Here is a 15,135-nt window from a genome sequence, read left to right as displayed (position 1 = left end):
CCCGGAGGCCATATGCGCTTCATTGCCGTTCTCAACCGCGACGGTGGCACCTTGCGGACCATGGATCTCGACGCGTTCTGCGCCAGCGCCCGTGCCATTTTTGAGAGACATGGGCATGTGCTGGATTGCCAGGCCGTGCCGGGGAGCGAGGTAGAGGCGAGGCTGCGCGAGGCCGCAAATGCCGAGACTACGGATGCGGTGCTGGCGGGGGGAGGAGATGGGACCATCTCGACAGCCGCGGGCATTGCGTTCGAGAGCGGCAAGCCACTGGCGATATTGCCGGCCGGGACGATGAACCTCTTCGCGCGGGCCCTCAAGGTGCCACTGGAGCTGGACAACGCGCTTGAGGCGATAGCAGCGGGCCAGATCGGCAGCGTGGATGTTGCCACGGCCAATGACCGCGCCTTCGTGCATCAGTTCGGGGTGGGTATCCATGCCCGGCTGGTGCGTATCCGCGATAACATGAACTACCGCAGCCGCGTGGGCAAAATGCTGGCGAGCCTGCGGGCGATCGGCGCGGCTGCGATCAATCCGCCGCAGTTCGAAGCGGAGTTTCGCACGAGCAAGGGCGTTGAAAAACGACGCGTCTCCGGGATCGCTATTTCCAACAATCCGCTCGGCAACCGGCAGATTCACGCCGAGGGGCTCAATGCCGGGGTGTTGGGCATCTACGTTGCGGCGCCAATGTCCACCTGGGCATTGCTTCGCCTGACGCTGGATCTGTTCATGGGGACATGGCGGGACAGCCCCATGGTGTCCGAGCGGGAGATCGAGGAGGTGACCTTGCACTTCCCCAAGCGAAAGCGCGGCGCGCAAGCCGTTATCGACGGCGAACTCATCAAACTGGATCGCTCGGTGACGCTCAGGGTGCATCCGGGCAAGCTGAAGGTGGTGCTGCCGAATGTTCTGGCTGCAGCAGAATAGGGGGGAACCAAGTGCGCATTGCAGCGTTACCGGCAATTAGCCGGCACGTTCAGTGTCGCCAGGACACTGTGTAGCGTCAGGACGAGAAGTGACAGACAAGAGCCACCCCCTCCCGGAACCGGTTCGGGAGATCGTGGATGACCCAGCGCGCCTGGAAGTGCTGGAAAGGTTGGACGTACTCGACAGCGGGCCCGATGCCGATTTCGAGCGCCTGAGCCGGATTGCCGCCCATATTTTCGGTGCCGACGTCTCGCTTATCACGCTGGTCGACAAGGAGCGGCAGTGGTTCCGCGCATGCGTCGGCATTGACGGCCTGACCGAGACCTCCACAGAGGTTTCGTTTTGCGCACATACGATCTCGCTGCCAGGGGATGGCGAGACAATGGTCGTGCTGGATGCCAAGCAGGACCCCCGCTTTGCCGACAATTCCCTCGTCACAGGCTGGCCCCATATCCGCTTCTATGCCGGCGCACCCATCGTGGTGGCGGGCCAGAAGCTGGGATCGCTCTGCGTGATCAGCGACAAGCCGCGTGGAGCCGTCGGCGACGAGGTGCTCAAGCAATTGGTTGAGCTGGCCGGTCTGGCGTCAAGCCTGTTTGCCCTCAAGGATGAAGCGCGGGTGCGGGCCCGCACCGCCGCAGCCCTGGTGCGCGAGGAGTGGCGCCATGCGCTGACGCTCGAGGCGGGCAAGGTGGGCAGCTGGGTGTGGGATGTGCGGACGGGCGAGATCACCTGCAATGATACGTTCCGGCGCATGTACGCACTCTCCGATACCGACGCCATCCATGTCGGTGACGTGCTTGCGGCGACCCACCCGGCGGACCGCGCCGCGGTGCAGGCCGGCATCGATGCCAGTTTTGACGATGGCGTGGACTACAGTGCGGAGGCGCGGGTGGCGGCCTCCGGGCGCTGGCTGACCATGCGCGGCCGCGTTTATCAGCGCGACGCCGAGGGTAAGCCGCTCGTGATGATGGGCGCCAGCATCGATATTTCCGAGAGCAAGCAGACTGCCGAACATACGCGGCTTCTGCTGCGCGAACTCAATCACCGGGTGAAAAACACCCTGGCGATGATCCAGTCGGTGGCGCGCCAGACGATCCGGCAGAACCCTGACCCGCAGGACTTCATCGAGGCCTTCTCGGGCCGGCTGCGGACAATTTCGGACGCGCATGTGCTGCTGGCGGATCGCGACTGGTCGGGCGTGCAGCTCTATGAGGTGATCGCCTCGCAATTGGGTCCGCGTTTCCGGACGCATCCGGATCGGGCAGAGGTGCGTGGCGAAGACCTGACCTTGCCGGCCGACCATGCGCTGGGACTGGGGCTGATCCTGCATGAGCTGACCACCAATGCGCATCGGTATGGCGCCTGGTCCGACGAGCGAGGTACGGTCAATATCGCCTGGGAAGTGATGCGCGAGCCCATCCGCGGCCTGTCGCTGACATGGCGCGAGACCGGTGGACCCAAAGTGCTGCCGCCAGAGGAATATGGCCTGGGCACGCGGCTGATCGAGCGGAGCCTTGCCAAGGTACTCGACAGCGAAGTCAAGCTGAGCTTCGACCCCGAAGGCGTTGCCGCCCGGGTGTGGATGCCGTTGCCATCAGAAGAGCAAGTGTGAGGCCGCCTTGCGGGCGGCCTCGCTTCAGTCGTCGGATTTGTCGCTGCCGCCCCGCATGAGCAGGTAAGCGGCCACCGCCGCCGCAGGCAAGCCCAGCGTGCGGAGCATGGGCGAGCGCAGAAGAACGGGCAGGGCGGTAATCGCCGCGGTGGTGACGAAAGCGCTGGTCTCAGTCGACCGCCGCTTTTCCGCCAACTCACGACGCCGCCTGCCTTCGCCGATCTGGCTGCCGAGATAGACAGCCAAGGCCAGTGCCAGGAAGGCTCCCGCCAGGATCAAAGCGGCATAGATCGGGCCAAGTGCCTGGGCCAGGGCGATGAAGCCCGCTGCCACCAGGAAGCTCACCCCGGCCAGCCCGAACACCACGATCAACGCATTGACGATGATGGTGTTGCGGACCCGTTCGGTGATCGAGTTGACCTCGATGCCCAAAAGGGCCGCGAGCGGAACCAGGAAATTCATGGCGCTTAGCGACGCGACAGCAATGCGAGGATGAAGCCGATGCCGATTGCGCTGGCCACTGCGGTCAAGGGCTTTTCGCGGATGGTGTCCTTGAGCTGCTTTTCCATGGCGCTTGCCTGGTCCTGGACGTCATCGATGACGTGCTGACCCTGGCGCTGCAGGTGCCGGGCCTCGCTCTTGGCGACTTCGCGGACTTCGCTCACCTTGTCATTGCTGAGCCGGGCGAGGGTGGACGCAATCGCCTTGAGATCATCCTGCAGCTGGGAAACCTGATCCTCGAGCTGGGCTTCGCGTGCCTTGCCGCTGGCACGGCTGGCGGCAGCGCGGACGCGCGGCGCGGCAGATGGTTTGCGGGTCGGGGCAAGATCGGGGGTGGTAGCCATGGAGACGCTCCTGTGAATGTGTGGGCTAAACGCCTAGAAAACATGGGGGTTCCCTAATCCCTGCAAGAAGACACCCCAATACGCGATCAGGCGTATTGGGGTGACAGGGGGCGGGCGAAAGGGGGGCGACTTTCAACCCGCGGGCGCTTCTCATGATGTGAGAACCAGGGGACTGGTTGCGCCCTTTTTGGTTACTGGATGGCTAGATGCGTCCCATCAATACGAGGATGAGAACGACGACCAGCACGACACCCAGGATGCCGGAGGGGAAGTAGCCGAAGCCGCGCGAGTAACCCCAATTGGGCAGCGCGCCGATCAGCAGCAGAATAAGGATGATGATGAGAATTGTACCCAAGCCCATGGTAGCTCTCCTTGTTGTTCTTGTGACGCTTAGTGGCCGCTAAAGCACGGCAACCAGGAGACCGGCGGCGGTAGCCAGGATGAACAGGGCAGGGGTGAGAGCCTTGAACACGTCGCCATAATGGGTCTGCCCATCATAACCTTCAGTCCACACCACTGCGGTGGGGCCCTTGTTCGCCAGCGCCTTGATCTGCATGTTCGTCATGACGGTCTCCGCTTGGTCCGGCGCTATAGTGCGCGTGACCAAGAAACGGGCGCCAATCAACTTGGTTCCCTTGTCGTCATTGATTCAGTTTGAAGATGTTATTCGACGCGCAGCACATCCACCGACTGGGTGGTCTCGTGCGAGCCGTGCGTCCTGAGGACACCGACGATGGGCGAGATATCGGCATAGTCGCGGCCATGGCCGATGGAGATGTGGTCGGGTCCGGCAATCATGGCATTGGTGGGGTCGAACTCGACCCAGCCGACATGCTGGCCGCACCAGGCGCGCACCCAGGCATGCATGGCATCGGCACCTTCGAGGCGGGGCTTGCCTTTGGGCGGGTTGGTGCGCAGGAAGCCGGAGACATAACCGGCGGGAATGCCTATGCCGCGCAGCCCTGCGATCATCACATGCGCGAAGTCCTGACAGACCCCCTTGCGCAGGGCGAAGGCTTCGGCGGGCTTGGTCTCGACGTCGGTGGCCTTGGGGTCGTAGGCGAAGTCGCGATGGATCGCCATGCAAAGGGCGGTTGCCGCCGCCATGACGGAGGGTGCATCGGCCGCGACAGCCTCGACATATTCGGTGATGGCAGGGACAAGCGGAACGCGGGGCGAGGCGGCGAGAAAGTGGTGCGGGCTATCGGGCTCGACCGACCAGTAGCGGGCGATCTCAAGTCGTAGCCCCTCGCGCGTCGGCGAAAGATCGGCCGGCGGGTGCAGATCCTCCATCTGGACGCGCGCCGTCAGGCGAATGGCCAGGTGATCATGGGGGGTGAAATAGGTGAGCGTGGTGACCGAATTGCCGAAGAAATCGGTGAAGGTGCTCTCCCGCTGCGGGCGGGGTTCGAAGGAGAGCCCGGCCGCGACGACGCGCTGCACACCGGGAATGGTGATGGGGGCGACGCGGATGAGGTGACGGCCGCCATGGACGGTGGCGTCATAGTCGTAGTGCAGTTCCAGGCGTACATCGTAGAGCATCACGTCACACGAAATAGGCTGCGGCCACGAGGCCGGCCAGCACGCCGATATCGGCCGCCAGCTTGTCGAGACGTTGCGGGGTCATGTCCGCGGGTTCGGCGATGCGCAGCTCGGTTTCGATCTCGAGCGCGGCCTTTGCTGCGGGCGAGAGCTGACCATCGTCAATGCCGCCGGGCAGCATTTCGATCTGGGCGCGCAGCTCGCTGAGCTGGAAGATGACCGAACGCGGGTTGAGGGGATCGAGCGCCAGCAGGTCGATGGCGCTCTGGGTGCCGGCGCTGACCGAATAGCGCCGGCGATGCGACATGACGCTGTCGCCGATTTCGAGCAGCATTTCGAGCGAGCCATCGGGTGCGGTCTTGCTGGTGAGCCAGCTCAGGATGCGGGCAATCTGGATGGCGCGCTCGAGGCGGCGGCCCAATTCGAGAAAGCGCCAGCCGGCGAAGCGATACATGTTTTCGTGCACGAGGCCGGAAAAGCCGGCCAGCTTGCGCAGGAGCACGGTCATGGCGCGGGTGGCGTCATCGCCCGGCCCGATGCGCGCGGCAAAGCGCTGCGCGGTCTTTTGCAGGTCGTTGAGCGCCAGCCAGCCATCAGGCGAGAAGCGGTCGCGGATCTGGCCGGCGCTGTGCACGGCGCTGTCGATCGAAGCCAGCAGGCCCTGCGGCATGGCCTCGGAAGCGTCGACATCGATAGTGTCGAGGAAAGCGGCGCAGTGGGTCAGGATCGGCAAATCCGCCTTGCTGAGTTCGGCAAGCCGCGCATTGTAGGCGCGCAGGATGCGCACGGTGGCTTCGCAGCGCTCGGCATAGCGGCCCAGCCATATCAGATTGTCAGCGGCACGGCTTGGCAGGCTGCCGGGCGAATTGCGGACCAGCTTCTGGCCATCGCGCGGCAGGAGGGAGACGCGCTCCACCGGCTTGGAGGACAGAACCCAGACGTCGGCCGCCTGGCCGCCGCGCTGCATGGCGATGGCGCTGGTGTCGAGGGTAGACGCGACGCGGGCGAAGCCGCCGGGCATGATGGTCCAGCCTTCGGCGGTGCGGGCGGCATACACCCGCAGGGTGATCGGGCGCGGTTCCAGCTTGCCGTTGACATAAACCGGTGCGGTGGAGAGCTGCACGGGCTCCTGGCCGACATAGTCGGCGCCATTAGCCCGGATGCGCTCGAGCAGCGCTGCCTTCTGGTCGGGCGGAACGGTGGAGCCCAGCGCGGTGCCGCGCAGGTCGTCAAAGGGCAGGGTGGTGGCGAAGGCCGGGCCGATCAGCAGGTTGTCGAAATTGGCGAGGACGTGGCGTTGTTCCCGGGGCTGACCGCACCACCAGGTGGCGATTTCGGGAAGCAGCAGGTCGGCGCCCAGGAGCTTCTGGGCAAGGCGCGGCATGAAGGCGGCCAGCGCGCGGGTTTCGAGCAGGCCGGTGCCCAGGGCATTGATCATCGAGATGGAGCCGTGGCGCAGGGCATCGACCATGCCCGGCGTGCCGATGCGGCTATCATAGCGCAGTTCGAGCGGATCGACGAAGGAGGCATCCATGCGGCGCCAAAGAACGCTGATCGGCTTGGGCCCGGCGACGGTGCGCACCATGACCTTGCCGTCCTCGACGATGAGGTCTTCGCCTTCAAGCAGCATCAGGCCGAGATAGCGGGCGATATAGGCGTGTTCGAAATAGGTTTCGTTGAGCTGGCCGGGGGTGAGGATGCCGACACGGCCACCATCCCGCTTGGCATCGGCAAACAGCGTATCGCGGAAGCTGCGGAAGAAGCCGGCGAGGCGCTGGACATTCATGTCTGCGAAGACATCGGACAGGGCGCGGGTGGTGGCAACGCGGTTTTCCAGCGCGAAGCCGGCGCCGGAGGGGGCCTGTGCCCGGTCGCCCAACACCCACCAGGCGCCATCGGGGCCCCGACCCAGCTCGAAGGCGCAGAAGTGGAGATAGTTGCCGCTGACCGGCTTGACGCCCACCAGCGGCCGCAGGAATTCGCCGTTGCGCGCTACCAGTTCGGGCGGCAAAAAGCCCTGCTGCACCAGGGTGTTGTCGCCATAAATATCGGCGATGACGGTTTCGAGCAGTTCCGCGCGCTGGATAAGGCCGGCGCTGATGCGCGACCAGTCGGCTTCGCCGATCAGCAGGGGCACATGGGCCAGGGGCCAGTCGCGCTCCTTGCCTTCGGCGCCGTCATACTTGCGGTAGAACACGCCGGCATCCCGCAGATACTGATCGGCCCGCTCGAAGCGGGCCGCCAACTCGTTGGGACCGAGCCTGTCGAAAGCGGACATCAGCTGTGACCAGCCCGGACGGATATTGCCGTCCGCATCGATCATCTCGTCGGGAATGCCCGGCTGCAACCGATAGTCGGCAATAATGCTGGGTCCGGCCGGTGGCTTGCCCTTTGACTTCTGATTCCGCATTTCCATGCGTTACCAGAAGCGTGGGGGGCGTCGCAGGTCAAGCGTCAGCGGGAATTCGTCCGCAGGCTTTTCCTCGCGCAGGACGTAGCCACCTGCCGTATAGTTCTGCGGCACGAAGCGGGCGAGGCGGCGGGCCTCGGCTTCGTTGCCGTTGACCGGGAACGTATCGTAGCTGCGGCCGCCGGGATGAGCGACGTGATAGACGCAGCCGCCGACCGGGCGCTGGGTCCAGCGATCGTAGATATCGAAGACCAGTGGGGTGTTGACCGGCAGGGTGGGGTGCAGGCCCGAGGCGGGTTGCCATGCCTTGTAGCGCACGCCGGCGACAGAAATTCCCTTGGTTTCAGTTGCCCTTAGGGGCACGGGACGCTGGTTGCAGGTGACGGCGTAGCGCTCGGGATTGATGCCTTCGAGCTTGACCTGCAGGCGCTCCACCGAGGAGTCGACGAAGCGGACGGTGCCGCCGATGGCGCCCTGTTCACCCATGACATGCCAGGGCTCAAGGGCCTGGCGCAGTTCGAGTTTCATGCCCTCGTATTCGACTTCGCCGCAGAAGGGGAAGCGGAATTCGAGCTGGGCCTTGAACCAGGCGGGGTCGAGCTTGAAGCCGTGGCGTTCCAGATCGGCCAGGATATCGAGGAAGTCCTGCCACACAAAAGCCGGCAGCATGAACCGATCATGAAGGGTGGTCCCCCAGCGCATGAAGGGGCCATCAAGCGGGTCGGTCCAGAAGCGGGCGATGAGGGCGCGGATCAGCACCTGCTGGGCCAGCGACATGCGCGCATTGGGCGGCATTTCAAAGCCACGGAACTCGACGAGGCCCAGACGGCCGGTGGGGCCATCGGGGGAATAGAGCTTGTCGATGCAGATCTCGGAGCGGTGGGTGTTGCCGGTGACGTCGACGAGCAGGTTGCGGAACAGGCGATCGACCAGCCAGGGCAGCGGTGCGGGCTCGAGCGAGGCCGGATGGGGCACCTGCGCCATGGCGATTTCGAGTTCGTAGAGGCTGTCGTGGCGCGCTTCGTCGAAGCGCGGCGCCTGGCTGGTAGGGCCGATGAACAGACCCGAGAACAGGTAGCTCATGGCCGGATGGCGCTGCCAATGCAGGACCAGCGACTTGAGCAGGTCGGGGCGGCGCAGGAAGGGGCTGTCATGCGGGGTGGCGCCGCCGACCACGACATGGTTGCCGCCGCCGGTACCGGTATGACGGCCGTCAATCATGAACTTGTCGGCGCCGAGGCGCGACTGGCGTGCCTCTTCGTAGATGGCGGTGGTGGTCGCCACGCAATCATCCCAGTTCGAGGCGGGATGGATGTTGACCTCGATGACGCCCGGATCGGGCGCGACGCGGATCACGTTGAGACGCGGATCGTGCGGGGGAGCATAGCCTTCGAGGTGGACCGGCTGGCCGACCACTTTGGCCGCGGCCTCGGCGGCTGCGATGAGCTCGAGATAGTCCTCGAGCTTTTCGACCGGCGGCAGGAAGACGCAGAGGCGGTGGTCGCGGATCTCGGCGGTGACGGCGGTGCGGACCTCGCCCTCGATTTCGCTGATTTCCTGCTCGACGCGGTCCTGCTGTTCTGTGGCGGCGGTGAAGTCGGCGGTGGCCTGGGCGCGCGGATCGGCCTCAAGGCCGGTCTTCTGGCGGGCCAGCAGCTCGACCGGATCGGGCAGGGCGCCGCGCGGCGCGCCGGGATCCTGAGCCACGACATGGGGATATTCGGTGGGCTTGAGATGCTTGAGCGAACTCAGCGGCAGGCGATAGCCTGCCGGGCTGTCGCCGGGGGCGAGGAAGAGCTTGCCGCGGCGGGTCTTCCACTTTTCGGTGAGCCAGGGGCTGGAGGCGGCGGCATTCCAGCGCTGCACCGGCAAGACGTAGCCGGTGGGGGTGGTCAGGCCGCGTTCGAACACCTTGGCGATGCGCGAGCGGGCTTCGGGATCAGCCAGTTCGGAATTGGCGGGATCGACATTGGCCGGGAGGTTGGCTTCCTTGAGCAGCCACTCGCCCGGGTCCTCATAGGCCTCGTCGATGGTTTCGCCGGTGAGACCCAGATTGTGCGAGAAAACCTCAAGAAATCTGCGCGCATCGGCATGGGTTGCTGACGTCTTGACGCCTTCGCGGGCGATGAGGCTTTCATCGGTCCAGACCGGCTTGCCATCGAGACGCCAGTAAAGCGAGAAGGTCCAGCGCGGCAGGGTTTCGCCCGGATACCACTTGCCCTGGCCGTAATGCAGCATGCCATTTGGGGCAAAGCGGCTGCGCAGGCGGCGGATCAGGTCATCGGCCAAGGTGCGCTTGGTGGGTCCGACAGCGCCGGTATTCCACTCGTCGGCCTCGAAATCATCAATGGAAACAAAGGTTGGCTCGCCGCCCATAGTGAGGCGAACATCATTCTCGACCAGCACCTTGTCGACCTGCTTGCCGAGCGCATCGAGCTCGTCCCAGCTTTCGTCGGCAAAGGGCTTGGTGATGCGCGGATGCTCGGCAACGCGGGTCACGCGCATGTCAAAGGCGAAATCGACCTCGGCATAGGAGGCAAAGCCGGAGATCGGCGCTGCATTGCGATAATGCGGCGTGGCCGCCAGCGGCACGTGGCTTTCGCCCGTCAGCAGGCCCGAAGTGGGGTCGAGCCCCACCCAGCCGGCGCCGGGCAGATAGACCTCGCACCAGGCGTGCAGGTCGGTGAAATCATGATCGGTGCCGGCGGGCCCGTCGAGTGAGACGAGGTCGGGCTTGAGCTGGATCAGGTAGCCGGAGACGAAACGGGCGGCGAAGCCAAGATTGCGCAGGGTCTGGACCAGCAGCCAGCTGGAATCGCGGCAGCTGCCCCTGGCATTGCCCAGCGTTTCCTCGGGCGTCCAGACACCGGTTTCCATGCGCACGATATAGGCGATGTGCTGCTGGATGGAGGCATTGATGGCGCTGACGAAGTTCACCGTATTCATCGGCGTCTTGTCGATGCCGTCGAGGAATTTCTGCAGCAGGGGACCCACGGGCTCGGGCTGCATGTAGATGGAGAGATCGGCGCGGACATCTTCGGGATATTCGAAGGGCCAGATCTCGGCGCTCTCCTCCACGAAGAAGTCGAAAGGATTGTAGACCGTCATGTCGGCAACTAGGTCGACTTCGATCTTGAGCTCGGTGACCGGCTCGGGAAAGACGAAGCGCGTCAGGAAATTGCCATAGGGGTCCTGCTGCACATTGACGAAGTGCAGCGCGGGCGAAACCTTGAGCGAATAGCTCAGCACCTTGGTCTTGGAATGCGGCGCCGGTTGCAGCCGGATAATCTGGGGCTGCAGATAGACCGGGCGATCGTACTTATAGTGCGTCAGATGATAGACAGCGGCTTTGATCGACATGCGTTCCAGTCGCTCGCTTCAGACCACAAAATTCGGCTTCCCGGAAAAGAGCTTACCGGTGTTTGTCGGCCGGGGATAGGCGAATGGTGGATAGGGTGGGTTGCAAAGGCATATCGGGATGCCTCTCCTCAACGTATCCTCGTTCAGTGGTCCGCCATCATGCAGTCGACACCCCACACGGGCGGGGAGGGATCAAAGGTAGCCCGCATGTGTGCCAACCCGACAACCCCTCCAGGCCTCCAGGCCTTCAGTCCATTCTACATTGCACCGAGAGGGAGGCGCGACGTGTCGGCTACACCATCTCGTCGATGACCTGACGCTGGCGCAGCATTTCGAGGAAGATGCGGTAGTCCTTGTCGAATTGCGGGCGCGCGGTAGCGTCGGGGGCGCGTTCGCGGCCGCCTTGCTGCATGGCAACGCAGGCGGCCTGGAGGGTGGGATAGAGGCCAGCAGCGGTCGCGGCGACCATGGCCATGCCGAGCAGGGTGGCGTCCTTGGCCGAGGATTCGACCACAGTGCAGCCGGTGGCATCGGCATAGAGTTCCATCAGCACCGCGTTGCGAGTGTGCCCGCCGGTGACGTGCAGGGTATCGATGGCGTAGCCGCGGGTGTTGAGCGTTTCGAGGATGTGCCGGACGCCGAGGGCGATCGAGACGGCGGCGCGCCAGTAGAGGCGGCACAGGGAGTCGAAGTCGCTGTCGAGCGTGAGGCCGGAAATGACGCCTAGCGCAAAGGGATTGCCAAGGGGCGAGCGATTGCCGTGGAAATCGGGCAGGACATGCAGCCGGTCGGCCAGCGCACGCCCTTCGCGCATGCGCAACTCCATGATGCGCTGGGCGATGTCATAATGCATCTGCGGACCGGGTTCGCCCCCGGCGCTGTGCCAGCGAATGATGTGGTCGAGCAGGGCACCAGTGGCCGACTGGCCGCCTTCGTTGAGCCAAACGTCCGGCAGGACCGCCCCGAAATAGGGGCCCCAGACACCGGTGGTCGGGCGATCCTCGGCCGACAGCGCCATGACGCAACTGGAGGTACCAGCGGCGAGTGCCAGGTGATGATCGATGGTGTCGATATCGTGGGCAAAGGCGCCGAGAACCCCGAGCGCACCGGCATGGGCGTCGATCAGGCCGGCGCCGACGCGGCAGGCGGTGGTGAGGCCAAGCGCTTCCGCCGCCGTCGCGGTCAGCGGGCCGAGGTCCGTGCCGACCGGGCTGGCCTGCTGGGGCAGGGCAGCTTTGTCGATGAGGTCTTCAAGGCCGATGGTGGCGAGGAAGTCGTGCTGCCAGCCCTGTTGCTCATGCGCCAGATAGGTCCACTTGCAGGTCAGGGTCGACTGCGAGCGGGCGAGGGACCCAGTGGCTTTCCAGGAGAGAAAGTCGGCCAGGTCGAACATCTGGCCGGCGCGAGCCCAGCTCTTGGGCATATGGCGCTTGAGCCACATGAGCTTGGGCGCTTCCATCTCCGGCGACATGACGCCGCCGGCATAGGCCAGCACCTTGTGGCCGGTCGAGGTGCATTCATCGGCTTCGGCCAGAGCGCGGTGATCGAGCCAGACAATGGTGTCCCAATTGTCTTCGCCATTGGTCGAGACGGTGACCGGCTGGCCCTGGGCATCGCGCACCACGAGCGAACAGGTGGCATCGAAACTGAGGCCAACGACATTGACGGGATCGGCGCCGGCGGTGGCCAGAGCCTCGCGTACCGCTGTGCACACGGCCAGCCAGATCTGCTCGCTATCATGCTCGGCATGATTGGCGTCGGTACGGTTCATGACAATGGGATGTTCGGCGCGGCTGACCAGCGATCCCCGGGCCGTCAGCACGCCTGCCCGGGCACTCCCCGTACCCACATCCACTGCTACCAGGAGGCTTTGCGTCAAAGATCGAGCGCCTTCTTCTCGGTTCGGGCGCGAAGGTAGCTGAAGGCAAGCGGGTTGGCTACATGGCTAGAGCTGGTCGGCAAGATAGCGCTGCAGGGTCGCCCTTGTGCCGATGGACCACAGCGTGGTCAGGGCGTGGGAAAAGGCAGCGATGAAGGTCTGGTTGCGGGCCAGGTCGCCATAGATGTCGGTCATGGCGAGCCAGGCCTTTGGATCGTCCTTGGCCAGTTTGGCCTGGGCGGTGAGGCGATCCCAGCTCGGATCATTTGCCTCGATGACGGCGCCAGATTCGGTGGTGCCGTGGCAATAGCGGCACCAGAGGGCCGATACGAGCGCCAGGCCATTGACCGAGTTGCCGGCACTGACGCGGTCGAGGGCCGAGGGAATGATGAACTTGGGCTGGCGGTTGGAGCCGTCCAGCGCCAGGCGGCGGGTGGTGTCGCCGATCTTGGGATTGGCAAAGCGGCGCTGGCAGAGGGCGAAATAGTCGTCGAGATCGGTATCGGGGACCGGGGGGACGACAGGGATGATCTCGTCGTTTTCCACCTTGGCCAGGAAGTCGCTGACCAGCCGGTTGTTCATGGCGTCATGCACGAAATGAATATCGAGCAGGGCCGCCGGATAGGCGATGGTGGCGTGACCGCCATTGAGGATGCGGATCTTCATATGCTCGTAGGGCGCAACATCCTTGACGAACTGCACGCCCACCTTTTCCAGCGCCGGACGACCAGCGGGGAAATTGTCTTCCAGCACCCATTGCTTGAAGCTCTCGCAAAAGACCGGCCAGTTGTCATCGATACCGAAGTTTTCGGCGAGGAGCGCCTTTTCGCGGTCAGAGGTGGCGGGGGTGATGCGGTCGACCATGCCATTGGGGAAAGCGACATTGGTTCGTACCCATTGCGCCAGGCCCATATCGACCAGTTCGGCAAGGCCGACGACGGCATTCTCGGTGACATGGCCATTGCCCGGGATGTTGTCGCAGCTCATGACGGTGAAGGGCGCGATGCCGGCGCCGCGGCGGCGGAGCAGGCCAGCCAGGATCAGGCCGAAAGCGGTTTTGGGCGCGTCCATATGGGCTGCGTCCCAGGCGATGTCGGGGTGAGCCGGATCGAATTTCTGGCTCGCCGGATCAATGTAGTAGCCGCCCTCGGTGATGGTCAGCGAGACGATGCGAATGGCAGGATCAGAGAGACGGTCGATGACGGCCGCGGCGTCGCCGGGCTTGAGGTAATCGATCATCGCGCCGGTAATGCGGGCAGAGCTGGCATCTGCTTCCTGCTCGACCACGGTGGTGAGCCAATCCTGCGCCAGCAGCTTCTGGCGCATGGCTTCGTCGGCTTCGCGTACGCCGGCGCCGACCAGGGCCCAATCGTGGTCGGAACCGGTGGCGAAGAGATCATCGAGATAGACGGCCTGGTGGGCGCGGTGGAAGTTGCCGACGCCGAAATGCACGATGCCGGCCTTAAGGGCACTCCGGTCATAAGCGGGGACTGACGCCGTGGTGATGGAGTCGAGAGCCTGAGCCGAGAGCTTGGTGGTCATGGTGGATCGTTCCTAGAGTGCGATGCCGGCGGCATCGAACCTGTAGATGCGGGTGGGGTCGGGCGTGAGGTAGACGTCGTCGCCATGGCTGAAGGTCTGGTCGCCATCGGTGCGAATGGTCATGAGGCCAAGGCCCTCGACATGGACGTGAAGGAAAGTGTCGGAGCCGAGCTGCTCGGCGACGCCGACCTTGCCCTTCCAGGCATTGGCGAGCGGATCGCGGCTGAGCTTGAAATGCTCGGGGCGGACACCGATGGAATGGGCGTTGTGCTTGGCGGCCTCCGGGCCATCGACGAAATTCATGCGGGGGCTGCCGATGAAGCCGGCGACGAAGCGATTGGCGGGCTTCTTATAGAGATCGAGCGGGGAGCCGAATTGCTCCACATTGCCGGCATTGAGCACGACGATGCGGTCGGCCATGGTCATGGCTTCGACCTGATCGTGGGTGACGTAGATCATCGTTGTCTTGAGCTGCTGGTGCAGCTCGGTGATTTCCAGCCGCATATTGACGCGCAGGGCGGCGTCGAGATTGGACAGGGGTTCGTCGAAGAGGAAGGCCTTGGGCTCGCGCACGATGGCGCGGCCGATGGCGACGCGCTGGCGCTGGCCGCCGGACAGGGCGCGTGGGCGGCGGTCAAGGTAGGACGAGAGGTTGAGGGTGCGCGCGGCGTATTCGACCTTCTGGTCGATCACTTCCTTGGGCGCCTTGGCCATCTTGAGCGGGAAGGCGATGTTGTCGCGCACGGTCATGTGCGGATAGAGCGCATAGGACTGGAACACCATGGCGAGGCCGCGCCGGGCGGGCGGGGCCTTGGTCATGTCCTGGCCATCAAGCAGGATGGTGCCGCTGGTGGTGTCTTCGAGGCCGGCGATCAGGCGGAGCAGGGTGGACTTGCCGCAGCCGGAGGGGCCGACGAAGACGACGAATTCGCCATCCTTTATGTCGAGGGAGATGTCCGGGATGATCTGGACTTCGCCGAAGGACTTCTTGACGTGTTGCAGGGAGATAGAACCCATT

The 15,135-nt window shown here is 64.4% G+C and carries 12 protein-coding genes; 2 read left to right on the top strand and 10 right to left on the bottom strand.

Features of this window, described 5'->3' with window-relative positions; all coding sequences use genetic code 11:
* Window positions 1-12 precede the first annotated feature (12 nt).
* Together ACLI1C_RS14870 and ACLI1C_RS14865 are read left to right on the top strand one after the other, a co-directional pair.
* A complete protein-coding gene (locus tag ACLI1C_RS14870; protein WP_411397967.1) occupies window positions 13-924 on the top strand; it encodes a diacylglycerol/lipid kinase family protein in 912 nt (303 codons plus the stop codon).
* 133 nt (window positions 925-1,057) lie between these two features.
* Complete coding sequence (locus tag ACLI1C_RS14865; protein WP_411397966.1) at window positions 1,058-2,539, top strand: sensor histidine kinase; 1,482 nt, start codon at window positions 1,058-1,060, stop codon at window positions 2,537-2,539.
* Window positions 2,540-2,563: 24 nt separating this feature from the next.
* Here the strand turns inward: ACLI1C_RS14865 and ACLI1C_RS14860 are convergent, their stop codons facing one another.
* From ACLI1C_RS14860 to ACLI1C_RS14815, 10 genes are all read right to left on the bottom strand, one after another.
* Window positions 2,564-3,001 carry a hypothetical protein gene (locus ACLI1C_RS14860; RefSeq protein ID WP_411397965.1) on the bottom strand — a complete coding sequence of 146 codons (438 nt, stop codon included), beginning with the start codon at window positions 2,999-3,001 and terminating at the stop codon, window positions 2,564-2,566.
* Between the two features lie 5 nt (window positions 3,002-3,006).
* The gene (locus tag ACLI1C_RS14855) at window positions 3,007-3,384 is read right to left on the bottom strand and encodes a YqjD family protein (RefSeq protein ID WP_411397963.1); all 378 of its coding nucleotides are present in this window, start codon (window positions 3,382-3,384) and stop codon (window positions 3,007-3,009) included.
* 202 nt (window positions 3,385-3,586) lie between these two features.
* On the bottom strand, window positions 3,587-3,745 hold the full coding sequence (locus ACLI1C_RS14850) for a DUF3309 family protein (protein WP_201661439.1): 159 nt from the start codon (window positions 3,743-3,745) through the stop codon (window positions 3,587-3,589).
* A gap of 39 nt (window positions 3,746-3,784) precedes the next feature.
* Entirely contained in the window at window positions 3,785-3,949 is a 165-nt protein-coding gene (locus tag ACLI1C_RS14845) for a hypothetical protein (RefSeq protein WP_411397961.1), read from the bottom strand.
* A gap of 98 nt (window positions 3,950-4,047) precedes the next feature.
* Entirely contained in the window at window positions 4,048-4,926 is an 879-nt protein-coding gene (locus ACLI1C_RS14840; RefSeq protein ID WP_411397960.1) for a transglutaminase family protein, read from the bottom strand.
* Window positions 4,927-4,930: 4 nt separating this feature from the next.
* Window positions 4,931-7,342 (bottom strand): circularly permuted type 2 ATP-grasp protein, encoded by a 2,412-nt coding sequence (locus ACLI1C_RS14835; RefSeq protein WP_411397958.1) that lies wholly within the window; start codon window positions 7,340-7,342, stop codon window positions 4,931-4,933.
* A 3-nt stretch (window positions 7,343-7,345) separates the two neighbouring features.
* The gene (locus ACLI1C_RS14830; RefSeq protein WP_411397957.1) at window positions 7,346-10,696 is read right to left on the bottom strand and encodes a DUF2126 domain-containing protein; all 3,351 of its coding nucleotides are present in this window, start codon (window positions 10,694-10,696) and stop codon (window positions 7,346-7,348) included.
* 292 nt (window positions 10,697-10,988) lie between these two features.
* Window positions 10,989-12,575: an FGGY-family carbohydrate kinase gene (locus ACLI1C_RS14825; RefSeq protein ID WP_411397956.1), complete on the bottom strand. Its 1,587-nt coding sequence runs from the start codon at window positions 12,573-12,575 to the stop codon at window positions 10,989-10,991.
* 66 nt (window positions 12,576-12,641) lie between these two features.
* Window positions 12,642-14,117: a mannitol dehydrogenase family protein gene (locus ACLI1C_RS14820; RefSeq protein ID WP_411397955.1), complete on the bottom strand. Its 1,476-nt coding sequence runs from the start codon at window positions 14,115-14,117 to the stop codon at window positions 12,642-12,644.
* Window positions 14,118-14,129: 12 nt separating this feature from the next.
* On the bottom strand, window positions 14,130-15,134 hold the full coding sequence (locus ACLI1C_RS14815) for an ABC transporter ATP-binding protein (protein ID WP_411397953.1): 1,005 nt from the start codon (window positions 15,132-15,134) through the stop codon (window positions 14,130-14,132).
* Between the last annotated feature and the right edge of the window lies 1 nt (window position 15,135).

It is taken from the genome of Devosia sp. XGJD_8 (assembly GCF_046614475.1).
GTDB lineage: Bacteria > Pseudomonadota > Alphaproteobacteria > Rhizobiales > Devosiaceae > Devosia.
This window is presented reverse-complemented; position numbering and strand designations above follow the sequence as displayed.